Source organism: Luteimonas sp. WGS1318 (assembly GCF_043187535.1).
GTDB lineage: Bacteria > Pseudomonadota > Gammaproteobacteria > Xanthomonadales > Xanthomonadaceae > Luteimonas.
Genome location: NZ_CP171131.1, coordinates 3065630 through 3088263, shown reverse-complemented (window position 1 = coordinate 3088263; position 22634 = coordinate 3065630). Strand labels below are relative to the sequence as shown.

The following is a 22634-nucleotide window of genomic DNA, read 5'->3' as shown; positions in this document are numbered from 1 at the left end:
GTCCGCGAGCCGCCGCAAATTATTTATCGGCTGCCTCAAATAGCATAAAGAGCCTGGTCAGCTGCTTCGAAGATATGCGGGAGATGCTCCTCGACACCGATCCAGAGGGGCATGCGGACTACGCGGTCGCTGATGTCGTCTGTGACCGCCATCGACGAGCCGGCGCGGCCGTGCATGCGGCCCGCAGGGGATGAATGGAGCGGGATGTAATGGAACACAGCCTGCACGCCTTGGGCACGGAGCGACTGGATGAAATGGGTGCGTGCTTCAAGTGAAGGGAGCAGGAGGTAATACATGTGCGCGTTGTGCACGCAGCCATCGGGAATGGTCGGGCGGATAACTCGGCCTGCAACCGCGTGGTCGGACGCCCAGTCGTGGTAGCGCCGCCAGATGTCGAGGCGACGCTGCGTAATAGCCTCCGCCTCCTCCAGCTGGGCGCTCAGGAAGGCTGCGGTGATCTCGCCCGGCAGGAACGAGGAGCCGATATCGACCCACGTGTACTTGTCGACCTGACCGCGGAAAAACCTGCTGCGATTGGTGCCCTTTTCGCGAATGATCTCTGCGCGCTCGGCGTACTCCGCCTTCCGGCAGAGCAGCGCGCCACCTTCACCGGAAATGATGTTTTTGGTCTCGTGGAAACTGAAGGCCCCGAGTTCGCCTATAGTGCCCAAGGGCGCCCCGCGATAGGTCGACATGATGCCTTGGGCCGCGTCTTCGATCACTGGAAGTCCGTGTGCTTCGGCAATCGCAGTGATGGCATCCATTTCACACGCGACCCCCGCGTAGTGGACCACGCAGATCGCCTTCGTACGTGGCGTTATCGCGTCCTCGATCAGGGTTTGGTCGATATTTAGGGTGTCGTCGCGAATATCGACGAACACCGGCACCGCACCGCGTAGCGCGAACGCATTCGCTGTCGAAACGAAGGTGTAAGACGGCATGATCACCTCGTCCCCCGGTTGGAGATTCAGCAGCAATGCGGCCATCTCCAGTGCCGCTGTACAAGAATGCGTGAGCAACGCTGTGGACGCCCGCGTGCTTTCTCGGAGCCAAGCATGACACTGCTTGGTGTAAGGGCCGTCACCCGAGAGATGGCCGTTGGCGTGCGCCTGTGCGATGTAGGACAGTTCGCGTCCGGTCATATAGGGTTTGTTGAAAGGAATCATGCCGATCTTCTTGTAGTGACGTGGGGAGCGGGACCGATCAGCCTCTGCTGAGGACTGCTAAGCCGAGGATGACCAGGAAAAGTCCGAGGATCTTCGGGCGTGTCAGCGCTTCGCCGAACAGGGGAATAGCGAGCAGGCCGACCAGCAGGAAGTTAAGCGCCATGAACGGATATGCCTTGCTAAGCTCAAGGCGGGACATCGCGGCCATCCAGCAGAGCGAAGCGAGGAACGCAGCGCCAAGCGCAGAGATCACCCAGGGCCGCAGCAATAGAACGATTATGGCGGGCCAGTCCTCCATGAAACGGAAGAGCGGCGCGGCAGGTGTGGTGACCTGCCATTTCAGGACCAGCTGGCCATAGGTCGTAAGCAGAATGGTTGCAGCCACCATCAGCCAAGGGAACGTCACTGGCATGCGTGATCCACCTCAAAGAAACTGCGCGGGATGTTGACGTGGTAGGTATCCCAAGCGTGATCCATCACCAGGCCTGCACGGGCCCAGACACGCTGCACGCGGTAGTTCCACACTTGGGTGGAGATGGTCAGCGAGGTGAATCCGGCGTCGCGGTAGTGTGCGATCAGGAATCGCAGCAATGTCGAATAGAACCCGCGGCCTGACCAGGACGGATCGGTCGCGTTAAGCACCACTTCGACCTCTGAACGGTCGGCCTTCATGCGGCAGGTCGCGAATCCCCTGGCTTCGCCGTCGGCACGGTAGACCCAAGTCTGCTGTCCCTCGAGGGGCCGGATGGCATAGTCGAGCGCCCATTCGACGTAACCCTCCAGAACTGCATCGGCAGCCAGCAGCGGGTTTGCATGGTAGTGGTTTCGGTACCCGTGGAAGCTGCGGCGGACGATGGCGGCGAGTACGTGTTCGTCCTCCTTGCCTGCCGGGCCAATAGCCGCAGCACGGCCGGAACCACCTCCTGCTGAGGAGTCGGCCAACGCGATCCGGTGGTAGACCAGCGTGTCCGCGTGCAGCGGAACCAGTCCCGCCGCAACGAGTGCGGCGATCTGGCTGGTCTCCCCTGCTGCACAGCGGAAGATCGCGATGTCCGGCCGCAAGGCGTCGATGTCGCTGCGGATCTGGTCCGGCGGGGCGCTCCCGCCAAGCACACCGCGCGCGATCCTGAGGCCGAAACGCCGGGATTCGACCTCGGAATTTCGAAGTACTTGCGTAGGTCTAGTCGTCATGCGTTGCCTGCAGTGTCTTCAGCCACGATGAAATTCGGGCGATGTTTCGCTTGGCCGTGCAGCTTGCCCACGTAAAGACCCACCACGCCGACGCTCGAAACGATGACGCCGCCGACAAGCCAGATCGAGGCGACGATGCTGGTGAATCCCGCCACCGCGATATCGCCGATCAAGTAGCGATAGACGCTCAGTGCGACGATGCACAGGGACAGGAAGGCAAATGCGAGTCCCGTCCGGACCACGAGACGAAGCGGCTTGTCGGAGAACGACAGTGCAATATTCGTGGCCAGTCGCAGCAGTTGCCGCAGGCTGTAGCCGCTGCGGCCTTCGGTCCGTTTTGCGTGGGTGACCGGAACAAGAGTCGCTTCGAACCCGGTCCATCGGACCAGCAGCGGGAAGAACCGATCCGCCTCGGGCATCGCGTTGACTGCGTCGATGACCTTGCGCGAATAAGCGCCGAAGTTCGCTGTCGTGGGATCGTAGACACTGCCGGTGAGCCAACCCAGCAGCCGGTAGAACGCGCGGGAGCCGGTCTTCTTGAAGAATGAATCCTGACGCTCGATGCGGCTCGCGAGCGCCATGTCGGCGCCCTCGGCCAAGGCCTGGAGGAGCGCAGGGATTTCTTCGGGAACGTCCTGCAGATCGCAGTCCATGACCACGACTGTGAGTCCGGTCGCATGTGCCAGCCCGGCGCTGATCGCTGCGTGTTGACCGAAATTCCTTGATAGCCGAAGGCCGCGTACGTGAGTCTTGCTTGCTGACAGCTCCGCAATCCGTGCCCACGCTCCATCCGGACTCCTGTCGTCGACAAGGATGATCTCGTACGAGCCCACGACGTGCCCGACCGCGGCCGCGATCCGTTCCGTGAGTTCTTCAAGGCAGCCCTTGCAGCCGTAGACGGGGGAGACGATCGAGAGTTCGGGCCTCGATGTGGGGGCGGGCAGGGGGCTGCGCCCCGCTGTACTGCCGAACGAAAGGAAAGCGCTCATCTCAAGACACGCCGGCGCACGTGCGTTTTTCGAAGTCCCCGATGATTCATGATCTGTCGTCCCCTTACATCCCGAGTCAGCCGTTGAGGCTGGCTTCCAGCTCCGGCAACACCTTGAACAGATCGCCCACCAGGCCGATGTCCGCGATCTCGAAGATCGCCGAGTCGGCATCCTTGTTGATTGCGACGATGGTGCCGGCGTCCTTGATGCCTGTCAGGTGCTGGATCGCGCCGGAGATGCCGATCGCGATGTAGAGCTCGGGTGCGATGATCTTGCCGGTCTGGCCAACCTGGAGTTCGTTGGGCACGTAGCCGGCATCGACCGCGGCGCGCGAGGCACCGACGGCGGCGCCGATCTTGTCGGCGAAATCGAAGATGATCTTGAAGTTCTCTTCGGAGCCGACACCGCGGCCGCCCGAGACGACGCGCTTCGCGCTCTGGAGATCGGGGCGGTCGGTGCTGCCCGCGGCAAGACCGATGAACCGGGTGTGCGTGGGCAGCTCGGCATCGACGCTGGTCGTCTCGACCGAGGCGCTTCCGCCGCGCGCCGCTTCCTGCCAGGACGCGGTGCGAATGGTGGCGACGACAGGCTGATCAGCCGGTGCTTCGACGGTGATGATCGCGTTGCCCGCATAGATCGGGCGCTTGAACACGTGGCTGCTCTCGACCGTCATCAGGTCGGAGATCTGGTTCACGCCCAGCAGGGCGGCCACGATCGGCATGAGGTCCTTGCCGAAGGTCGTCGATGGCGCGAACACATGGCTGTAGCTCGCGGCGAGCTTGGCGACCTGTGGGCCCAGCACCTGTGCCAGCACCTGCGCGTTGGACGGGTTGGCGACCGCGAGCACCTTCGACACGCCGGCGATCGTGGCCGCGTCGGCGGCGGCGCTGGCCGGATCGGCGGCGAACACTGCGACATCGATGGCGTCGGGTGACAGCGCCTGTGCCGCGGCGACGGTCTTGGCGGTCGCGCTGGCATTCAACTTGCCGTCGAGGTGCTCGGCGATGACGAGGACGTTGGCCATGTTGGGTTCCTTTGTTCCGTGGCTTCCGCCATGCGGCGGGAACCAGTGACTACGATTGGGTGCGACGACGTCGCTCATCCCGCCCGGGCGGGAACGACGGTGTCAGAGCAGGCCTTTGGCCTTCAGTGCGGCGACCAGCTCGGCCGCGTCCTTGACCATGACGCCCTTGCCGCGCTTGGTCGGTGCTTCGTAGTGCGTGGTCTTGAGCGTATCGGCCGATTCGACGCCGAGATCGGCGAACGGGATCGACTCCATCGGCTTCGACTTCGCTTTCATGATGTCGGGCAGCTTGATGAAGCGCGGCTCGTTGAGGCGCAGGTCGGTCGTGACGACGGCCGGCAGATCGACTTCGAGCGTCTCGAGGCCCGCGTCGACTTCGCGCGTCACCGTGGCCTTGCCGTCAGCGATCTCGACCTTGGAGGCGAACGTCGCCTGCGGCCGGGCCCACAGCGTCGCCAGCATCTGACCGGTCTGGTTGGCATCGTCGTCGATCGCCTGCTTGCCGAGGATCACCAGGTCCGGCTGTTCCTTCTCCACCAGCTTGAGCAGGGTGCGGGCCGCGGTCAACGGCTGGATCGGCGCGTCGCAGACCACGTGGATCGCGCGGTTCGCGCCCATCGCCAGGCCGTTGCGCAGGTGGGCCTGGGCGTCCGCCGGGGCGATCGTCGCGACCACGACCTCGGTCGCCACGCCCTTGTCGCGCAGGCGCAGGGCTTCTTCCAGCGCGATCTCGTCGAACGGGTTGGCCGAGAGCTTGACGCCGTCGGTGACCACGCCGGACCCGTCCGGCTTGACCTGGATGCGGACGTTGTAGTCCACCACACGCTTGTAGGCGACGAGGATCTTCATCGTGAGGGCGTTCCTTAATACGTTCTGGATCACCCGGCCTTGGCGGTCGGCACGGGGCAATCCTCTGATTCTAACGGGGCAGGCTTCAGCGCGCGAATGGCGGAGTTGCGGCATTGGCGTTCATGTTGGTGCCGAAATTCGCCGGACGAGCCGGTATCCTTGGCCGCTGGCCCTGATCAGGGCATATCGACCCTCTACAGGAGTGAATGCGTGCCCACTTGGCTCGTCACTGGCGGCGCCGGCTTCATCGGCGGCAACTTTGTTCTGGAAGCCGTGCGTCGCGGCGTCCGCGTGATCAATCTCGATGCCCTGACGTATGCAGGCAACCTGCAGACGCTGGCGTCGATCGAATCGGACCCGAACCATCTGTTCGTGCACGGTGACATCGGCGACCGCGATCTGGTCGCGCGCCTGCTGGCCGAGCATCAGCCCGATGCGGTGCTGAACTTCGCCGCGGAAAGTCACGTCGACCGTTCGATCGACGGCCCGGCCGCGTTCATCGAAACCAACGTCGTCGGCACGCTCGGTCTGCTCGAGTCGGTGCGCGACTATTGGAAGGCGCTGCCGGACGGCCGCCGCGAGGCGTTCCGTTTCCTGCATGTGTCGACCGACGAGGTCTACGGCACGCTGGGCGAGACCGGCAAGTTCTCCGAGACCACGCCTTACGCGCCGAACTCGCCGTATTCGGCCTCCAAAGCCGCATCCGACCATCTGGTGCGCGCGTTCCACCACACCTACGGGCTGCCGGTGCTTACCACCAACTGCTCGAACAACTACGGCCCTTACCACTTCCCGGAGAAGCTCATCCCGCTGGTGATCGCCAAGGCGCTGGCCGGCGAGCCGCTGCCGGTCTACGGCGACGGCAAGCAGGTCCGCGACTGGCTGTTCGTCACCGACCACTGCGCCGCGATCCGCACCGTTCTGGAGAAGGGCCGCGTCGGCGAAACCTACAACGTCGGTGGCGATTCCGAGCGTCAGAACATCGAGGTGGTGGAGACGATCTGCCGCCTGCTCGATGCGCGCCGTCCGCGCGAAGACGGTCAGCCGCGTGCCACGCAGATCACCTACGTGACCGACCGTCCGGGCCACGACCGCCGCTACGCGATCGATGCATCGAAGCTGCAGGGTGAACTCGGCTGGAAGCCCGAGCACACCTTCGAAAGTGGCATCGAATTCACCGTCGACTGGTATCTCGACAACCAGGACTGGGTGCAGCGCATCCTCGACGGCAGCTATCGGCTCGAGCGTATCGGCACCGTCGCCTGACTCCATCCATCACCCTGGTCCGCGCTCTACGCGGGCTGCCAAGGAACGAGATCCCATGACCCAACGCAAGGGCATCATCCTCGCCGGCGGCTCCGGCACCCGGCTGTATCCGATCACCAAGGGCGTCAGCAAGCAGCTGCTGCCGGTCTACGACAAGCCGATGATCTATTACCCGCTCAGCGTGCTGATGCTGGCCGGCATCCGCGAGGTGCTGATCATCAACACGCCGCACGAGCAGGTGCTGTTCCAGACCCTGCTCGGCGATGGTTCGCAGTGGGGCATGGACATCCAGTACGCCGTGCAGCCGAGTCCGGATGGTCTGGCGCAGGCGTATCTGATCGGCCGCGATTTCGTCGGCGGCAAGCCGAGCTGCCTGGTGCTGGGCGACAACATCTTTCACGGCCACGGCCTGACGGACACGCTCAAGAACGCCGATGCGCGTGGCGATGGCGCGACGGTGTTCGGCTACTGGGTCAACGACCCGGAGCGCTACGGCGTGGCCGAGTTCGATGCCGCGGGCAAGGTCATCGACATCGCCGAGAAGCCGGAGGCGCCGCGTTCGAACTACGCCGTGACGGGCCTGTATTTCTACGACGGGCATGCCAGTGACTACGCCGCTGAACTGAAGCCTTCACCGCGCGGCGAACTGGAGATCACCGATCTCAATCGCCGCTATCTCGACGAAGGCGCGCTGTATCTCGAGCAGCTCGGTCGCGGCTTCGCGTGGCTCGACACCGGCACGCACCAGTCCCTGCACGAGGCCTCGAATTTCATCCAGACCATCCAGGATCGCCAAGGTCTGCAGGTGTGCTGTCCGGAGGAAATCGCGTACGGCAACGGTTGGATCGACGCCGAGCAGTTGTTGGCGCTCGCGAGGCCGCTGTCCAAGAACGGTTACGGCCAGTACCTGATGTCGCTCATGCAGCGGGGAGTGGTGCGTTGAAGATTACCAAGACGAAGCTGCTTGACTGCGTGGTAATCGACCCCAGTGTTTTTGGGGACGTTCGTGGCTTTTTCTTGGAATCCTGGAACGCAGAGAGGTTCGAGGAACACGCGCTGCCGACGCGTTTCGTGCAAAGCAATGTGTCTTCCTCATCTAAAGGCGTGTTGCGTGGCCTGCATTTCCAGTGGCCTCGTCCGCAAGGCAAACTTGTGAGCGTTTTGGTTGGAGAGGTTCATGACGTTGTGGTCGACCTTCGACGTGGATCACCGACGTTCGGGCAGTGGGAAAAGATCCTTTTGAGCGCTGAGAACAATCGACAAATTTGGATCCCAGAAGGATTTGCACACGGGTTTTCAGTGCTTTCGGAATCCGCGCTCTTCAGCTATCTCTGCACCGATGTGTACGTGAAGGAAGCCGATGCTGGTGTGCGATGGAATGACCCCACAATCGGTGTCGACTGGCAGGTCAACGCACCGCTGCTGTCTGAGAAAGATGCCCACGCGCCGTTGCTGGCCGACATTGCCGAGGATCGACTGCCGGTGTTTGCCGCATGACTTCGCTGGTCTTCGGCGCGAACGGACAGATCGGACAGGAACTGCTGCGTGCGCTTGCGCCACTGGGCGAGGTGGTCGGCACGACCCGGACCGGCACACTGCCCGACGGCAGTGCGTGCCTGACCGCGGACTTTTCGGATCCCGAATTGGTTGTCGCGCTGCTCGACACGGCGCGGCCGACACGCGTGATCAATGCGGCCGCTTACACCGCGGTCGACAAGGCCGAGAGCGAGCCTGCGGCGGTGCAGGCCGCCAACGCAGAGGCCCCGGGCGCGATCGCACGCTGGTGCGCGGTGCATAATGTGCCGTTGGTGCATTACTCCACCGACTACGTGTTCGACGGTGGTGGCTCGCGTCCCTACCGCCCCGATGACGCCACGACGCCGCTCGGCGTCTACGGCGCGAGCAAGCTCGCCGGTGAAGAAGCGATCCGTGCCGCCGGGGGGCGCCATCTGATCTTCCGTACCGCATGGGTGTATGCCGTACACAGTCAGAATTTCCTGCGCACGATGCTGCGCGTCGGTGCCGAGCGCGATGTGCTGCGCGTCGTGGCCGACCAGATCGGCACGCCGACGCCGGCGGCTTTGATCGCCGACGTTACCGCGCAGATTTTGCGTGCTGACGATCCGAGATCCGGCACCTGGCATCTCACGGCGACCGGGGAAACCAGCTGGCACGGGTTTGCCGAAGCGATCTTCGGCGGCGCGGTCGAGCGCGGGCTGATCGCGCGTGCGCCGACCGTTGAAGCGATCACCACGGCCGACTATCCGACGCCGGCCAAGCGTCCCGCCTATTCGCGACTGGACGTCACGACGCTGGAGCACGACTTCGGGATCGCGCTGCCGACCTGGCAGGCTGGTCTCGACGGCGTGCTCGACACGCTGGCGGCCGCACAGCGCTGAGCCTGCGGCGTCGCGAACATCAGAACGGCGCCCTCGGGCGCCGTTCTGCGTTGGAACGATTCGGGCCGATCAGGCGCGCCCGTAGGTGTCCTCGAAACGCACGATGTCGTCCTCGCCCAGATAGCTGCCCGACTGCACTTCGATCAGTTCCAGCGGCACCTTGCCCGGGTTGCGCAACCGGTGCGTCACGCCGAGCGGGATATAGGTGCTCTGGTTCTCGCCCAACAGCAGCACGTCGTCGCCACGCGTGACCTCGGCCGTGCCACTGACGACGATCCAGTGCTCGGCGCGGTGATGGTGCATCTGCAGGCTCAGCACACCGCCTGGTTTGACCGTGATGCGTTTGACCTGGTGCCGCGGCCCGTTGTCGATCGAATCGTAGGCGCCCCACGGACGATAGACCTTGCGATGCCAGGCCGCCTGCGGCAGCTCCCGTGACTTGAGTTCCGCCACCACGTCCTTGACCTGCTGGATCCGGTCGCTGCGGCCGACCAGGATCGCATCGGGCGTTTCCACGACGATCGTGTCTTCCAGCCCGATCATCGCGATCAGGCGTTCGCCGTAGGCGTAAGTATTGCGGCAGTCGATCGACACGACCTCGCCATGGTGGGCATTGCCGTCGGCGTCCTGCGGAGAGACGTCCCGCAGACTGGCCCACGAGCCGACGTCGCTCCAGCCTGCGTCCAGCGGCATCACCACCGCAGCATCGGTCTTTTCCATGACGGCGTAGTCGATCGAGTCCGACGGGCTTGCGGCAAACGCGTCGGCGTCGAGACGGGTGAAGTCGACGTCCTGGCGCGAGGCCGACCACGATGCGCGCACCGCCGCCAGCATGGCGGGCGCATGGCGCTCCAGTTCTGTGAGATAGACATCGGCGCGGAACAGGAACATGCCGCTGTTCCAGAAGTGATCACCGGACGCGACGTAGGCTTGCGCGCGCGTCAGATCCGGTTTCTCGACGAAGGCTTCGACGGGCGCGGGCCCCTTGCCTGGACCGGTCCTTGCCTTGATGTAGCCGTAGCCGGTCTCCGGCCCGCGCGGCACGACACCGAACGTCACCAGCTTGCCGGCCTCGGCCGCAGGCAGCGCGGCGCGCACCGCGGCGTGGAATGCCCCGGGGGTCTGCACGACGTGGTCCGATGGCAACACCAGCAGCACGGCATCGGGCGTATCGCGCAGCGCCGCCAGCGCGGCTGCGGCGATCGCCGGCGCCGTGTTGCGACCGACCGGTTCGAGCACGATCGCCGCCGGTGTCGCGCCGACCTGCTGCAACTGTTCGGCGACGACGAATCGGTGCGCCTCGTTGGCGACGACGATCGGCCCCGCACCGCCGGCCAGCGGTGCCGCGCGCAACCAGGTCGCCTGCAGCATCGTGTCCGTACCGACCAGCGGCAGGAACTGCTTGGGATGCATCTCGCGCGACAGCGGCCACAGGCGTGTGCCTGAGCCGCCGGAGAGCAGGACCGGGACGATCGTGGACATGGGCAGAGGCCTCAGGCGGACAACAGGGCGGACAGCTCGCGCGTGCGGGCGTCGAGCAGCGCACGGTCGGCGCGCGTCTCGATGTTGAGCCGTAGCAGCGGCTCGGTGTTGGAGCTGCGCAGGTTGAAACGCCAGTCACCGAAATCGGCACTGATGCCGTCGGTGCGATCGATCGCTGGCGACTGCGTGGCGTAGTGCGCCATCACGCGATCCACCGCGACCTTCGCATCGGCGACGCGGAAGTTGATCTCGCCGCTGCACGGAAACTTCGCGACGCGCTCGGCGACCAGATCGCCCAGCGAGCGACCGCTGACGGAGACGAGCTCGGCGATCAGCAGCCACGGAATCATCCCGGAGTCGGCATACGCGAACTCGCGGAAGTAATGGTGCGCGCTCATCTCGCCGCCGTAGACAGCGTCTTCGGCGCGCATTTTTTCCTTGATGAAAGCGTGGCCGCTCTTGCACAGCACCGGTATGCCGCCGGCGGCTTCGACCTGCTCGACCGTGTTCCAGATCAGGCGCGGATCATGCACGACCTTGCCGCCGGGCTGCTTGGCGAGAATCGCCTCGGCCAGCAGGCCGACGAGGTAATAGCCTTCGATGAAGGCACCGGTCTCGTCGAAGAAGAAGCAGCGGTCGAAATCGCCGTCCCAGGCGATGCCGAAATCCGCGCCGTGTTCGCGCACCGCGTCGGCCGTCGCCTGGCGGTTCTCGGGCAGCAGGGGATTCGGAATGCCGTTGGGGAAAGTGCCATCGGCCTCGTGGAACACGCGCACGAACTCCAACGGCAGATGGGGGCTGAGCAGATCGACGATCGAGCCGGCGCCGCCGTTGCCGGCATTGACCACGAGTTTGAGAGGACGCAGCGCCTTGGCTTCCACGTAGCCCAGCAGGTGCTCGATATAGGCCGACTTGTCGGGCGCGGCAGTTTCGGAGCCGGGCGTCGCGACGGGCCCAGGCAGATTGCCGGCCTCGACCGCGTCCGAGATCGCGAACAACCCGGTATCCGAGCTGATCGGCCGCGCATGCTCGCGCACCAGCTTCATGCCGTTGTAGTCCATCGGGTTATGGCTGGCGGTCACCATGACGCCGCCCGCCGCGCCGAGGTGATCGACCTGGAAATAGACCTCTTCCGTGCCGCCGACGCCGATGTCGATGATCTCGCGCCCCTGGCTGCGCAGGCCTTCCGACAACGCCGCCTGCAGTTCCGGACTGCTCAGGCGCACGTCGCGGCCCAGCACGATCGCGCCTGGCGGCAGCTGACCGGCCAGTGCGATGCCGATGTCGCGGGCGAGGGCGGGATTGAGTTCGTCCGGCACGCGGCCGCGGAGGTCGTAGGCCTTGAAGGCGGGCAGGGGCATGGTCGATCCATCGGTGGGGAAGCCCGATTCTAGCGGCTCGCGTGGAGGGGACCGTTTGCGCCACTGCACCAAGGTCCAAGGCCGCGACCACGCGCAGCCGGTAGAATCGAAGGCCGTTGCGCCATGAGGATCACAATGAGCGAGCAGAGTTCCGCCGCGGGTCGACGCGGCAAACAGTATCCCGATGCCGCGACGGCATTGGCCGACATCGTGGCCGACGGCCAGACCTTCGCCGTCGGCGGCTTCGGCCTGTGCGGCATTCCCGAGGCCCTGATCGCCGCATTGCGCGATTCGGGCGTCAAGGACATCACCGCGATTTCCAACAATGCAGGCGTCGACGGCTTCGGCCTCGGCCAGCTGCTGGAAACCCGGCAGATCCGCAAGATGATTTCGTCCTACGTGGGCGAGAACAAGGAGTTCGAGCGCCAGTATCTCGGCGGCGAGCTGGAGCTGGAATTCAACCCGCAGGGCACGCTGGCCGAGCGTCTGCGCGCCGGCGGCGCGGGCATTCCGGCGTTCTTCACCGCGACCGGATTCGGGACGATCGTGGCGGAAGGCAAGGAAACGCGCGAGTTCGACGGCAAACATTACGTGCTGGAAACCGCACTGACCGCCGATGTCGCGCTGGTCAAGGCGTGGAAGGCCGACAAGGCCGGCAACCTGGTGTTCCGCAAGACCGCGCGCAACTTCAACCCGGCCTGTGCGATGGCCGGCAAGGTCTGCGTGGCCGAGGTCGAGGAACTGGTCGAGATCGGCGACATCGATCCCGACCAGGTGCATCTGCCCGGCATCTACGTCGATCGCATCGTCGTCAACGCGACGCCCGAGAAGCGCATCGAACAGCGCACCGTGAACGCCGGAGGAGCGAACTGATGGCCTGGACCCGCGATGAAATGGCCGCGCGCGCGGCGCGCGAACTGACCGACGGCGCCTATGTGAACCTCGGCATCGGCCTGCCGACGCTTGTGGCGAACCATATTCCCGACGGCATGGACGTGTGGCTGCAGAGCGAGAACGGCCTGCTCGGCATCGGCCCGTTCCCGAGCGAAGACGAGGTCGATGCCGATCTCATCAACGCCGGCAAGCAGACCGTCACCGCGCGCAAGGGCGCGAGCTACTTCGGCAGCCACGACTCGTTCGCGATGATCCGCGGCGGGCACATCGACCTGGCGATCCTCGGCGCGATGCAGGTGACCGGCAGCGGCGATCTCGCCAACTGGATGGTGCCGGGCAAGATGGTCAAGGGCATGGGTGGCGCGATGGATCTCGTCGCCGGCGTCAAGCGCGTGGTGGTGCTGATGGAGCACGTCGCGAAGGACGGCAGCCACAAGATCCTGCCCGAGTGCACGCTGCCGCTGACCGGTGTCGGTGTGGTCGACCGGATCATCACGGATCTCGCGGTGTTCGATGTGACCGCCGATGGGCTCGTGCTGGTCGAAGCGGCAGACGGGGTGGATGCAGCAGAGCTGAAGACCAAGACCGGCGTCGCATTCGCGAACGCGAACTGACCCTCAGGTCCCGGCGCGGGTGCCACCCGCCGGGACCTGGCCGCGTCCGGTAAACGCGTCCTCGACGCCGATACTCGCCAGCCAGGGCGCCTGCCAACGGCCGGTGCCGATACACACGAGCGGGATCTGCACCGCAGCGGCATCGAATGCCAGTTCGTCCGCGAGCGGGCCTGCCGCTGCCAGGGCGTCGTCGATGAATGCCAGCGCGCCGGTGTGGACGGCCTCGATGGTGGTCCAGCGGGTGGCGTCGATATCGCCGGCATACCGCGGGTGCCGCACGCCTTCGCGCACCTCGAAGCCTGCGAACTGCGCATGCGGCGCGGTCAATATGCTTTCCAGCAGCAGATCGTGCGCGAGCACCGGCGAATGGCTGTCACTGTGTCGCGCATCGTGATAGCGGGCCTGTGCGTCGCCGACGCCGGACAGTCGAGCCCCCGCGCGAGCGTTCAGTGCGAAGTAAGCACCATCGACCGGTCGCGCCAGCAGACGCGACAGGTGGCGCTGGATGGTGCCTGCGTAGCCGATGTCCGCCACGAGTGCCGGCGCATCGCTGACGGTGTCCTGCCAGTAGGCCTGATAGTGGCCACGCGCCGTTTCGGCGACCGCCAGCAGCGCATCGAGGGCTGGCGCCAGGCGGGTGACGGTGGCGTCGCGCATTTCCGGCAGGAATACGGCTTCCCTCAGGGTCGTGTCGCCCATCCGTGCGCGTACTGCGGCTGTGGCGGTGGTGCCCAGTCGCGCGTCGAGCAGGTCAGCCAGGGTGCCGTTGTAGCTGCCGTCGAGCAGTGCCGGCAGATCGTCCTGGCTTCGCAGTGTCGCCAGACCGGTGGCCTGACGGGAGGCGAAGAAATAGTCGCCGCGCAGCCCACGCGTCAACACCGGTGCGGCGTCCTGCAGTCGCTCGAATGCACGGCTCAGCAGATGGCCTTCCCGGCTCAGGAACAGCAGCGCTTCGACGCCGCGAACGGTCGCTAGACGCGACAGCCAGGACAGATAGTCGAGCACCATCGGACCGATGACCACGTAGCCCAGCGTTCGCGGTGAAATTGCCGGCGCGCCATGGAAGGCGTCGGGCTGGACATCCGCAATGGCGCCGAAATGGTTGGCGATCAGCCCCAGGCGCAATTGCTCGGACCAGGACGTGTCCGGCGTGGTGCGCAGCGGACGCAAGGCCGGCACGACATCCAGCAGCGCGGCGGAGCGCAGGACATGCACCGGTGTCAGCATGCCGCGCCAGTGCGGCTGCTGGATGTCGGCATGCTCGTTGTCGCCGATGTGCAGCCAGGTGGCGGGCGAAATGCCTTCATGCTTCGCGAGTACGGGCCAGACACTGCCATCGTCCTTGCGCAAGCCGGTTTCGCATGAGACGTAGCAATGCTCGGTCAGCGCGTTCACTGCGGTGGGAAGGACATCACGCAACGTCGCCGCGCCCAGATACATGTCCGACAAGGCGACCAGGCGTTTTCCGCGTGCCCGCAGCAACGAAAGCGCGGAGATCACGCCCGTGCGGGGCGACAGCAGTCGACGTTCCGTTTCGAGTTCCAATGCGTACAGCGCTTCGACGGGCGCGGCGGGGGCGAGCGCGGACATCGCTGCGTAGATTTCGGATAGGGTTGGATCCCGGCGCATGTCGTGGCGGGCGCGTACTTCGGCGCGTGCCCTCAGATCAGCGAAATCCCCGATGCCCAGCGATACATCGGCCAAGCGTGACAAGTACGCCCGCGCGGCGTCCGGAGACAGGAATGGCCGCTGGACCAGCGTGTCGAACACGTCGAGTGATACCAGTTCGGCATCGACCGCAGCGACATCAATCCGCGCCCGCAGCGAGGATGTGAAATAGCTGGACCAGTTCCGGTTGCCTTCGCTGGAAAGTGCCAGGGCGCCGCTGCGTGGCAGCACGCCCACGCGGTAACCCGCCGCCCGTGTGACTGCGACAAACAGCCTTTCGAGTGCGTGCTGAAGGGTGCCGTCGAGCTGCCCCTTCTCTTCGGGAAATGCGTCGATTGGAAGCGCGAGCGACAACAGTGGTCGGATCGCATCGATCTTTGCCCAGAACATCGACCCCGCGGGATAGTCGATGTAAGCGTGCGGATTGATTGAAAAGCCAATTCGGCTCGCTATGTCGCGTGCGATAGCCACGTTGCCGAGCCAGGTATGCCCCCAGAGTGGAAGCGAGTCATAGGTTTCCGGATAGATCATGCCAAGTGTGGGTTCGGCGGCGAACATGCCCAGTTGCCACGTGATCCGGTCCCGGTCTCCGAGAAGGGATTCCACGAGATAGCTGCGCCAGCGGTTCTGCGCGCTACCGGTGTACAGCGACTTCTTGCTGTGGAGGTGCCCGATGATATCGAGTTCGAGAAGTTCTTCCCGGAACGTCACCAACAGGGGCGCGATGTCCCGGCCGCGGTTCGGCACGCAGGCGATCTCGATGCGTTGGATGGCGTCGACATCGGCAAAGACACGCCGCACACGCGCTGCCGCATCGGCGTCGGTCACCGAAACCAGCAACACGAACGGCATCGGCATGCGCGACAACGCAACGGCGAATTCTTCTGCAAGATCCGGGTAGAACAGGTGCAGCATTACCCCGACGCGCAACGTCGTCTCTTTGATCGGTCGCGGAAGCGGGAACCGGAAGTCGTCTTCCGGAGCCTGCATTGACGGAAGCGGCCGTCCGGCAGCCTGCATGCGTGCGAGTACGCCGCGGGGCCCGAGCGCGCGCAGCATCCGCGAAGTGCGTGCGACAAGCGCAATGAAGCCCCGCGCCCCCCCGCCTCTGGCATCGATGCCGCGACGCACAGCGCCCAGCAACCCAGCCACACGTCCTTTCACCATACGGCCGCCCGCACGGGCCTGGTGGAGTCGGTGCATTTATCGAGTTCGAAGCGATTGCAGACCCGTAGCATCTTCATGGATGCGATTGTCGCGGCTTGCGCAGTCGCGCCGCAAACCGCAAGCATCTGCGGCATGCTGGCCCGATGAAAACCCTGCGCGACATGGCGGGCGTCGACAGGGCGGTGGAGTTCGCGCCGCGCTGGCTGCCCGTGTCCGAAGCCAATTCCTTGTTCGAAGCGGTGCACGTGGGTGTCCCCTGGACGCGCCATCGCCTGCGCATCTTCGGGCGCGAGGTCGAGGCGCCGCGGCTCAGCTGCTGGATAGGCGACCCGGGCGCGATGTATCGATATTCGGGCACGCGGTTTGTGCCTGAGCCCTGGCCTGAGGCATTGGTGCCGGTGCGCGATGCGGTGTCCGAGGCGGCCGGCGTCGCCTTCAACAGCGTGCTTGCCAACCTGTATCGCGATGGCCAGGACGCGATGGGCTGGCACAGCGATGACGAGCGCGAGCTCGGTCCTGAGCCGGTAATCGCGTCGCTGAGCCTGGGCGCGACGCGGCGGTTCGTGTTCAAGGCGCGTACGCCGGATGCGGACGGACAGTTCGCGCGCCATGTGCTGGAGCTGGCGCACGGCAGCCTGCTGGTCATGCGCGGGGATACCCAGGCGCGCTTCCGGCATGCCTTGCCCCGGACGGCGCGGCCTGTCGGGCCGCGGATCAATCTGACGTTCAGGCAGATCCAGCGTTGAGGCGTGCGATCGTCCACAGGCCGGCGCAGAGGCGTCTCTAGCGAGATTAGGCGGTGCGTCGGCTGTATGGAACAAATGCGCGTGCAGCTCTGGCACACGCGTCGGAAGCCCGGGGCGGAATCGATCAGCGTCGCGGAGAGATCGACGCCGCGGGCCTGCGATCGTGCGTCGCCTCGTGCGCATTCCCCACCCCGAGGATCCACCCCACCATCTCGCCACTGATCGACTGCAGCGACACGTTGAACGCATCGACGACCTGCGCGACCTCGGCACTGTTCGCCGGCTCGGCGGCCAGGAACGTCCGCGAACCGACGACGGTCTGGTCGATGTTGTGGATCAGCTTGGCGTTGACCTCGATCGTCGCTGCCGGCAGCACGTTGCCGTTGTAGTCGGCCTCGAACCGGCGCAGGTCGATGACCAGCTTGTAATCGGCGGTGATGCCGGCGCCCTGGCGCGCGACGGCGGGGATGCGGTCGGAATCTTCGAGCGTGCGCAGCACGGTGTCCTGCAGCATGTCGGTCGGGGTCTTGGCCCAGCTGGCGCCGCGGTAGACCTGCAGTTCGCTCGGCGTCGGACGCACGGCGATGCGGAAGCTGTCGATCATGCGCGCGGCCGTGGGCGGGGCCAGCGTGAGCTGCCAGTCGGCCTGGGGCCAGGCGGGATCGGCCTGGACGCGCGGATCGGGCGCGTAGATCGTCGCGCGTTCGCGGTCGCCGCCGCCGCCGAGCAGCGACGCGCAGCCCGCCAGCAACGGAAGCAGCAGGCACGCGGCGAGCAGGCGGCGCGGCAGGGGGGTCGGATGCGGCTTCGACGTGCTCATTCGGGTTCGAACTCCTTGGGCGCGTCGCGACCCAGCAGGTAGCGCGCGGGGTTGGCATCGAGGCGATCGCTGATCCGGCGCAGATCGCGCACCAGCGAACGCAGCTCGCCGAGCGTGGGACCGAGCTGCGACAGGCCGTCGTTGGCGAAGCTGCTGATCGCCGCGCGGTTCTCATTGAGGATCAGATCGGCGCCGCCGGCGGCCGAATCCATCCGCGCCAGCGTGCTTTCCAGATTGGCCACGAGGCCAGGCAGCTTCTGCACCAGTTCGCGATCGAAATTGGTCATCGCGCGGTTGGTCGTGGTCAGCGTCTGTTCGAGCTGCTCGCTGGCGCTGCGGGCGTTGACGATGATCGCCGCCAGATCCTCGCGCTGCCCGGCGACCGAGCCGGTCATGCCTTCGATGTTCTCGAGCGTGTTGGCGATGCGCGCAACGTTCTCTTCGCTGAGCACCTGGTCGAGCCGCTCGACGAGTCGGTTCGCGGTGTCGGAGATGTTCTGCAGCGCCGAGGCCTCGGTCTGGATCACCGGCACCTGGTCGCGGTCGGCCGACGCCAGCAGCGGCGCCTCGGGCGAGCCTCCGGTGAGCTGGATGATCGGCGAGCCGGTCAGGCTGGTCATCGACATCCGCGCGCGGGTGTCGGTCTTGACCGGCGCATTGGCCTGGATGCGCAGCCGCGCGATCACCTGGCGGGGGTCTTCGGGGGCGAGCTGCAGGTTGTCCACCGTGCCCACCGCGATGCCGTTGTACTGCACGCTGCTGCCTTCGCTCAGGCCGGTGACCGGCTCGCGGAAGATCACGTCGAACTCGTTCCAGCTGCGGTCGGACGAATACTTCGCGGCCCACAGGGCGAAGCCCAGCAGGGCGATCGACGCGACCAGCGTGAACGCGCCGATGAGGACGTAGTTGGCTCTGGTTTCCATGATTCAGTCGGCTCCCGGGCCGTTGGCCCTGGCATCGCGTGCGGCACGGCCGCGGGGGCCGTGGAAATACTCCTGGATCCACGGGTGGTCGATCCGCTCGATCTCCTCCACCGGGGCGACCGCAATGACCTGCTTGTCGGCCAGCACCGCGATGCGGTCACAGATAGCGTACAGAGTGTCGAGGTCGTGTGTGATCAGGAACACCGTCAGGCCGAGCGCTTCCTGCAGGGTGCGGATCAGGCGGTCGAACGCGGCCGCGCCGATCGGGTCCAGGCCCGCGGTGGGTTCGTCGAGGAACAGCAGCGGCGGATCGAGCGCCAGCGCCCGCGACAGACCCGCGCGCTTGCGCATGCCGCCGGACAGCTGGGACGGAAACTTGTCGAGCGCGTCGGCCGGCAGGCCGGCCAGCTTCACCTTCAGCAGCGCCAGCTCGTAGCGCAGCGAGTCGCGCAGGTCCGGGTGGTGCTCCTTCAGCGGCACCTGCACGTTTTCGCCGACGGTCAGCGACGAGAACAGCGCGCCGTCCTGGAACAGCACGCCGGTGTTGCGCTCGATGTGCCGGCGATCGTCGGCGTCGCCCGACAGGGCATCGACGCCGAGCACTTCGATGCTGCCGCCCTGCGGGGCGCGCAGGCCGAGGATCGCGCGCATCAGCACCGATTTGCCGGTGCCCGAGCCGCCCACGACTCCGAGGATCTCGCCGCGACGCACATCGAGATCGAGATTGTCGTGGACGGTTTGCTCGCCGAAGCGGGTGACCAGGCCGCGGACGCGGATGGCCACGTCGCCGGAGGCGACGTCGGGATTCGGGATTCGGGATTCGGGATTCGACACAGCTTGGCCGTCCCGCGAAACGGGCCGACCCTCGTGTTGCTGCCTTGTCGACTTTTCAATCACGAATCACCCGTCACGTCGTTCGAATCCCTAATCCCGAATCCCCAATCCCGGCTCCACTACCACCCCACATGCATGAACCAGATCGCCGCGAACGCGTCGACGATGATGACCAGTGAAATGGTCTGGACCACGCTGGACGTGGTGCGCTCGCCGAGCGACTGCGCGGTGCCCTGGACCTGCAGGCCTTCGAGGCAGCCGATCAGCGCGATGATCATCGCGAAGATCGGCGCCTTCGACATGCCCACCAGGAAATGGCGCACCTCCATCTGCTCGTGCATGCGCGCCATGTAGGCCTGGGGCGGGATGTCGAGGCTGAAGGCGCCGACGGTCAGGCCGCCGACCAGTCCGGACACCATCGCGATGAAGGTCAGCAGCGGCAGCATCACCAGCAATGCGAGCACCCGCGGGATCACCAGCAGGTCGATGGGGTCGAGGCCCAGCGTGCGGATCGCGTCGACCTCCTCGCGTCCGACCATCGCGCCGATCTGCGCGGTGAACGCGCTCGCGGTGCGTCCCGCCAGCAGGATCGCGGTCAGCAGCACGCCGAACTCGCGCAGGAAGGCGATCGATACCAGTTCGACGACGAAGATCGTCGCGCCGAAGTCGGCGAGCACGGTCGAGCCGAGGAACGCGATCACTGCGCCCACCATGAAGGACAGCAGCGCGACCAGCGGTACCGCGTCCAGGCCGACCTGCTCCATGTGATGCACGGTCGACGTCACCCGCAGGCGTCGCGGTGCGGTCGCCAGCCGGCCCAGCTTGACCAGCGTCTCGCCGAGGAAACTGACCAGCGAGACGATCTCGCGGCCGTTGTCGTGCATCCGGTAGCCGAGCCGGCCCAGCGCCGCGGCGACGCCGTATTCGCGCTTCTTCTTCGGCCGGTCGTCGGCCACGTCCTCGATCGCCTCGACCAGCGCGTGGTGGTCGTCGCGGAACTCGAAGCCGCCGAAGTCCAGCTCGCGCTTGTGCGCGAAGCGCACCAGCTGCAGCACGCCGAGGGAATCCAGCCGGTCGACGCCCCGCGCATCGACATCGCGCACCGTGCCGTCGACGCCACGCAGCACGCCGTCGATGTCGCCCGCATGCTCGAGCGTCCAGTGTCCGTGCAGGCGAAGGCATCCGCCTTCGACTTCGGCACTGGGCATCGCGTGGGACGGGGCGGTCATGCGGTCGGAGGGGCCGGTTGCGCGGATGAATTGGGCGGAGGATACCGAAATCGGGTGTGAGTCCGTGCATCACGTGCGCGGCGCTACCGGTCTCCGGGGGGCGCATGCGATCCTGTCGCGATGTCCCAGCCCACCTCGTTCACGTCCGCGAACTACGCCGTACGCATTGCCTTCGTGGTGGAGCTGGCCGAGCACCTGCACGCCTACGGCACGACGGCGCAGCGCCTGGAGGGCGCGGTGATCGCGGTCACCCAGCGCCTCGGGCTGGATTGCGAGCCCTGGGTGAACCCGACCGGCATGATCCTGTCCTTCAGCGACCCCCTGCGGCCGCCCGGCGACAGCGACACCACGCGCGTGATCCGCATGCCGCCCGGCGACGTGGATCTGTACAAGCTGTGCGAGACCGACCGGATCACCAGCCTGGTGATGGCCGGCGAGATGGACATCGCCGAAGGGCACGCCGCACTGCGCGCGCTCGATGCCCGTGAACCCGGCGCGCTCGGCAAGGCGCTGCAGGTGCTCGGATTCGCGATGGTCGCCGTCGGCGTCGCCGGCCTGTGGCGGTTGCCGTGGGCCGACATCGCCACCGCCGGCACGATCGGCCTGCTGATCGGCCTGCTCGATCTGGCCACCCGCGACGGCACCCGGCTCAAGGAGGCCGGCGAGGCACTCGCCGGGATCGTCGCGGGTGCGGTGGCGATCCTGGTCTCGGCCTTCATCGTGCCGCTCAATCTCAATACGGTGATCATCGCGTCGTTGATCGTCATGCTGCCCGGTATGGCGCTGACCAACGCCATGAACGAGTTGACCAGCCAGCATCTGGTCTCGGGCACCGCGCGGTTCGCGGGGGCGATCACGACCGTGCTCAAGCTCACCATCGGCACGATCATCGCCCTGGCGCTGGCCCAGCTGGTCGGCATCTCGCCCAACGTGCGCGCGCTGCGGCCACAGCCCGACTGGGTGGAGTGGGGGGCTTTGCTGGTCGCCTCGACCGCGTTCGCGATCCTGTTCCGCGCCGCCCGACGTGACGTGCTGCTGGTGATGGCGGCCGCCGCATCGGGGTATCTGATCTCGCGCTGGGTCGGCAATGCGCTCGGCGCGAATATCGGCCTGTTCGTCGCGGCGCTCGTGATCACGGCCGCCGGCAACGGGTATGCCCGCTGGGCCGACCGGCCAGGCGCGGTGATCCGGGTGCCCGGCATCATCATGCTGGTGCCCGGCAGCAACAGCCTGCGCGGCCTGATGACCCTGGTGCAGCAGCAGAGCGTCGAGGCCGGCCAGGAGGCCGCGCTGCTGGTGATGAATATCGTGCTGGCGCTGATCGCCGGTCTGCTGTTCGGAAACGTGGTGCTGCCGGCGCGTAAGAATCTCTGAGTACGGCGTCGCGCATGCGGGCAGCCGGACACGAAAAAGGCGCCGAAAGGGCGCCTTTCTCGAGAAAATCCCGTCGATCCCGATCATTTTACTTGATCAGGAATTCCTCGATTTTCTTGCCCTTCTTGATCTGCGCGGCCAGCCACAGCGGCTGCTTGCCACGGCCGGTCCAGGTTTCGGCCTTGTTGGCCGGGTTGCGGTACTTCGGCGCGACCTTGCCGAGCTTGCGGCCCTTGGTCGGGCTGGTGCGCGTGGCCGACTTGGTCGCCCGTGGCGCGGTGGCGGCACCACCGCCGGAACCGAACAGTTCGGCGACGCTGTAGCCCTCGGCAGCGGCCAGCTCGGTGAGCTTCTTGCGCACCGAGGTGATCGGCTTGCGCTTCTTCAGCGTGGTTTTGCGCTGCTTGGCCTGCGTGATCAGCGCATCGAGCTGCTGCGGGGAAAATGCATTGAGATCAAACGCCATTGATATCGACTCCGGCTGGATTATCGGGGAATACCAGTCCATGGCATCGCGCGCATCATAATCGGGATAAACCGGTTTCACAAACGCCGCGCGCCGGGACGCGGCCCGCAGGTGCGCAGGCCGGGTGAATCTGTAGTGGGTTCGATCGACTCCGGGCCGAAGCCCGGCGCGC

At 65.9% G+C, this 22634-nt stretch carries 22 protein-coding genes; 8 read left to right on the top strand and 14 right to left on the bottom strand.

The window, feature by feature from the left end; all coding sequences use genetic code 11:
* Nucleotides 1–35: 35 nt before the first annotated feature.
* The 6 genes from rffA to ACF3M1_RS13945 all read right to left on the bottom strand — a co-directional run bounded on the left by rffA (nt 36) and on the right by ACF3M1_RS13945 (nt 5219).
* Complete coding sequence (rffA, locus tag ACF3M1_RS13970) at nt 36–1166, bottom strand: dTDP-4-amino-4,6-dideoxygalactose transaminase (protein WP_394001633.1); 1131 nt, start codon at nt 1164–1166, stop codon at nt 36–38.
* A gap of 37 nt (nt 1167–1203) precedes the next feature.
* Nucleotides 1204–1578: an EamA family transporter gene (locus ACF3M1_RS13965; RefSeq protein WP_394001631.1), complete on the bottom strand. Its 375-nt coding sequence runs from the start codon at nt 1576–1578 to the stop codon at nt 1204–1206.
* A complete protein-coding gene (locus ACF3M1_RS13960; RefSeq protein WP_394001629.1) occupies nt 1569–2357 on the bottom strand; it encodes a GNAT family N-acetyltransferase in 789 nt (262 codons plus the stop codon). The genes ACF3M1_RS13965 and ACF3M1_RS13960 overlap by 10 nt, the downstream gene beginning before the upstream one ends.
* Nucleotides 2354–3346 (bottom strand): glycosyltransferase family 2 protein, encoded by a 993-nt coding sequence (locus ACF3M1_RS13955; RefSeq protein ID WP_394001626.1) that lies wholly within the window; start codon nt 3344–3346, stop codon nt 2354–2356. The genes ACF3M1_RS13960 and ACF3M1_RS13955 overlap by 4 nt, the downstream gene beginning before the upstream one ends.
* 76 nt (nt 3347–3422) lie before the next feature.
* Nucleotides 3423–4370 (bottom strand): electron transfer flavoprotein subunit alpha/FixB family protein, encoded by a 948-nt coding sequence (locus ACF3M1_RS13950; RefSeq protein WP_394005284.1) that lies wholly within the window; start codon nt 4368–4370, stop codon nt 3423–3425.
* Between the two features lie 102 nt (nt 4371–4472).
* Nucleotides 4473–5219 carry an electron transfer flavoprotein subunit beta/FixA family protein gene (locus ACF3M1_RS13945; RefSeq protein WP_394005283.1) on the bottom strand — a complete coding sequence of 249 codons (747 nt, stop codon included), beginning with the start codon at nt 5217–5219 and terminating at the stop codon, nt 4473–4475.
* Between the two features lie 210 nt (nt 5220–5429).
* Between ACF3M1_RS13945 and rfbB the strand changes: the two genes are divergently transcribed.
* Genes rfbB through rfbD form a run of 4 tightly spaced genes read left to right on the top strand, consistent with a single transcriptional unit; the run spans nt 5430 to nt 8884 of the window.
* On the top strand, nt 5430–6485 hold the full coding sequence (gene rfbB / locus ACF3M1_RS13940) for a dTDP-glucose 4,6-dehydratase (RefSeq protein WP_394001624.1): 1056 nt from the start codon (nt 5430–5432) through the stop codon (nt 6483–6485).
* 55 nt (nt 6486–6540) lie between these two features.
* Nucleotides 6541–7428, top strand: a complete 888-nt coding sequence (gene rfbA, locus ACF3M1_RS13935) for a glucose-1-phosphate thymidylyltransferase RfbA (RefSeq protein WP_394001622.1) — start codon at nt 6541–6543, stop codon at nt 7426–7428.
* A complete protein-coding gene (rfbC, locus tag ACF3M1_RS13930) occupies nt 7425–7982 on the top strand; it encodes a dTDP-4-dehydrorhamnose 3,5-epimerase (RefSeq protein ID WP_394001620.1) in 558 nt (185 codons plus the stop codon). Before rfbA ends, rfbC begins: the two co-directional genes overlap by 4 nt.
* Nucleotides 7979–8884: a dTDP-4-dehydrorhamnose reductase gene (gene rfbD, locus ACF3M1_RS13925; RefSeq protein ID WP_394001618.1), complete on the top strand. Its 906-nt coding sequence runs from the start codon at nt 7979–7981 to the stop codon at nt 8882–8884. Before rfbC ends, rfbD begins: the two co-directional genes overlap by 4 nt.
* 69 nt (nt 8885–8953) lie before the next feature.
* On the opposite strand, the gene ACF3M1_RS13920 is transcribed toward rfbD, so the two are convergent.
* Nucleotides 8954–10366: a mannose-1-phosphate guanylyltransferase/mannose-6-phosphate isomerase gene (locus ACF3M1_RS13920; protein ID WP_394001616.1), complete on the bottom strand. Its 1413-nt coding sequence runs from the start codon at nt 10364–10366 to the stop codon at nt 8954–8956.
* A gap of 11 nt (nt 10367–10377) precedes the next feature.
* A complete protein-coding gene (locus ACF3M1_RS13915) occupies nt 10378–11727 on the bottom strand; it encodes a phosphomannomutase (protein ID WP_394001614.1) in 1350 nt (449 codons plus the stop codon).
* Between the two features lie 135 nt (nt 11728–11862).
* Here ACF3M1_RS13915 and ACF3M1_RS13910 point away from each other — a divergent pair, with 135 nt between their 5' ends.
* Nucleotides 11863–12600 (top strand): CoA transferase subunit A, encoded by a 738-nt coding sequence (locus ACF3M1_RS13910; protein WP_394001612.1) that lies wholly within the window; start codon nt 11863–11865, stop codon nt 12598–12600.
* Nucleotides 12600–13235, top strand: a complete 636-nt coding sequence (locus ACF3M1_RS13905; protein ID WP_394001610.1) for a CoA transferase subunit B — start codon at nt 12600–12602, stop codon at nt 13233–13235. The genes ACF3M1_RS13910 and ACF3M1_RS13905 overlap by 1 nt, the downstream gene beginning before the upstream one ends.
* A 3-nt stretch (nt 13236–13238) precedes the next feature.
* On the opposite strand, the gene ACF3M1_RS13900 is transcribed toward ACF3M1_RS13905, so the two are convergent.
* Nucleotides 13239–16106, bottom strand: coding sequence for a rhamnan synthesis F family protein (locus tag ACF3M1_RS13900; protein ID WP_394001608.1), 2868 nt, complete (start codon nt 16104–16106; stop codon nt 13239–13241).
* Nucleotides 16107–16213: 107 nt separating this feature from the next.
* Between ACF3M1_RS13900 and ACF3M1_RS13895 the strand changes: the two genes are divergently transcribed.
* A complete protein-coding gene (locus ACF3M1_RS13895; protein WP_394001606.1) occupies nt 16214–16816 on the top strand; it encodes an alpha-ketoglutarate-dependent dioxygenase AlkB family protein in 603 nt (200 codons plus the stop codon).
* A gap of 124 nt (nt 16817–16940) precedes the next feature.
* On the opposite strand, the gene ACF3M1_RS13890 is transcribed toward ACF3M1_RS13895, so the two are convergent.
* The 4 genes from ACF3M1_RS13890 to ACF3M1_RS13875 all read right to left on the bottom strand — a co-directional run bounded on the left by ACF3M1_RS13890 (nt 16941) and on the right by ACF3M1_RS13875 (nt 20622).
* Complete coding sequence (locus ACF3M1_RS13890) at nt 16941–17636, bottom strand: ABC-type transport auxiliary lipoprotein family protein (RefSeq protein WP_394001604.1); 696 nt, start codon at nt 17634–17636, stop codon at nt 16941–16943.
* Nucleotides 17633–18559, bottom strand: a complete 927-nt coding sequence (locus ACF3M1_RS13885) for an MlaD family protein (protein WP_394001602.1) — start codon at nt 18557–18559, stop codon at nt 17633–17635. The genes ACF3M1_RS13890 and ACF3M1_RS13885 overlap by 4 nt, the downstream gene beginning before the upstream one ends.
* 3 nt (nt 18560–18562) lie before the next feature.
* Nucleotides 18563–19393, bottom strand: coding sequence for an ABC transporter ATP-binding protein (locus ACF3M1_RS13880; protein ID WP_394005282.1), 831 nt, complete (start codon nt 19391–19393; stop codon nt 18563–18565).
* Nucleotides 19394–19512: 119 nt separating this feature from the next.
* A complete protein-coding gene (locus ACF3M1_RS13875; RefSeq protein WP_394001600.1) occupies nt 19513–20622 on the bottom strand; it encodes an MlaE family ABC transporter permease in 1110 nt (369 codons plus the stop codon).
* Between the two features lie 120 nt (nt 20623–20742).
* On the opposite strand from ACF3M1_RS13875, the gene ACF3M1_RS13870 reads away from it, so the two are divergent.
* Complete coding sequence (locus tag ACF3M1_RS13870) at nt 20743–21996, top strand: threonine/serine exporter ThrE family protein (protein ID WP_394001598.1); 1254 nt, start codon at nt 20743–20745, stop codon at nt 21994–21996.
* An 88-nt stretch (nt 21997–22084) separates the two neighbouring features.
* Here the strand turns inward: ACF3M1_RS13870 and ACF3M1_RS13865 are convergent, their stop codons facing one another.
* Entirely contained in the window at nt 22085–22462 is a 378-nt protein-coding gene (locus ACF3M1_RS13865) for an H-NS family nucleoid-associated regulatory protein (protein ID WP_394001596.1), read from the bottom strand.
* Between the last annotated feature and the right edge of the window lie 172 nt (nt 22463–22634).

Bases quoted from the DNA above. Each gene is read 5' to 3' on its own strand.
- ACF3M1_RS13900 (WP_394001608.1), bottom strand. From the start codon at position 16,106: ATGCACCGACTCCACCAGGCCCGTGCGGGCGGCCGTATGGTGAAAGGA.
- ACF3M1_RS13890 (WP_394001604.1), bottom strand. From the start codon at position 17,636: ATGAGCACGTCGAAGCCGCATCCGACCCCCCTGCCGCGCCGCCTGCTC.
- ACF3M1_RS13945 (WP_394005283.1), bottom strand. From the start codon at position 5,219: ATGAAGATCCTCGTCGCCTACAAGCGTGTGGTGGACTACAACGTCCGC.
- ACF3M1_RS13965 (WP_394001631.1), bottom strand. From the start codon at position 1,578: ATGCCAGTGACGTTCCCTTGGCTGATGGTGGCTGCAACCATTCTGCTT.
- rfbA (WP_394001622.1), top strand. From the start codon at position 6,541: ATGACCCAACGCAAGGGCATCATCCTCGCCGGCGGCTCCGGCACCCGG.
- ACF3M1_RS13910 (WP_394001612.1), top strand. From the start codon at position 11,863: ATGAGCGAGCAGAGTTCCGCCGCGGGTCGACGCGGCAAACAGTATCCC.
- ACF3M1_RS13885 (WP_394001602.1), bottom strand. From the start codon at position 18,559: ATGGAAACCAGAGCCAACTACGTCCTCATCGGCGCGTTCACGCTGGTC.
- ACF3M1_RS13875 (WP_394001600.1), bottom strand. From the start codon at position 20,622: ATGACCGCCCCGTCCCACGCGATGCCCAGTGCCGAAGTCGAAGGCGGA.
- ACF3M1_RS13905 (WP_394001610.1), top strand. From the start codon at position 12,600: ATGGCCTGGACCCGCGATGAAATGGCCGCGCGCGCGGCGCGCGAACTG.
- ACF3M1_RS13915 (WP_394001614.1), bottom strand. From the start codon at position 11,727: ATGCCCCTGCCCGCCTTCAAGGCCTACGACCTCCGCGGCCGCGTGCCG.
- ACF3M1_RS13950 (WP_394005284.1), bottom strand. From the start codon at position 4,370: ATGGCCAACGTCCTCGTCATCGCCGAGCACCTCGACGGCAAGTTGAAT.
- ACF3M1_RS13920 (WP_394001616.1), bottom strand. From the start codon at position 10,366: ATGTCCACGATCGTCCCGGTCCTGCTCTCCGGCGGCTCAGGCACACGC.
- ACF3M1_RS13870 (WP_394001598.1), top strand. From the start codon at position 20,743: ATGTCCCAGCCCACCTCGTTCACGTCCGCGAACTACGCCGTACGCATT.
- rffA (WP_394001633.1), bottom strand. From the start codon at position 1,166: ATGATTCCTTTCAACAAACCCTATATGACCGGACGCGAACTGTCCTAC.
- rfbD (WP_394001618.1), top strand. From the start codon at position 7,979: ATGACTTCGCTGGTCTTCGGCGCGAACGGACAGATCGGACAGGAACTG.
- ACF3M1_RS13955 (WP_394001626.1), bottom strand. From the start codon at position 3,346: ATGAGCGCTTTCCTTTCGTTCGGCAGTACAGCGGGGCGCAGCCCCCTG.
- ACF3M1_RS13895 (WP_394001606.1), top strand. From the start codon at position 16,214: ATGAAAACCCTGCGCGACATGGCGGGCGTCGACAGGGCGGTGGAGTTC.
- ACF3M1_RS13865 (WP_394001596.1), bottom strand. From the start codon at position 22,462: ATGGCGTTTGATCTCAATGCATTTTCCCCGCAGCAGCTCGATGCGCTG.
- ACF3M1_RS13960 (WP_394001629.1), bottom strand. From the start codon at position 2,357: ATGACGACTAGACCTACGCAAGTACTTCGAAATTCCGAGGTCGAATCC.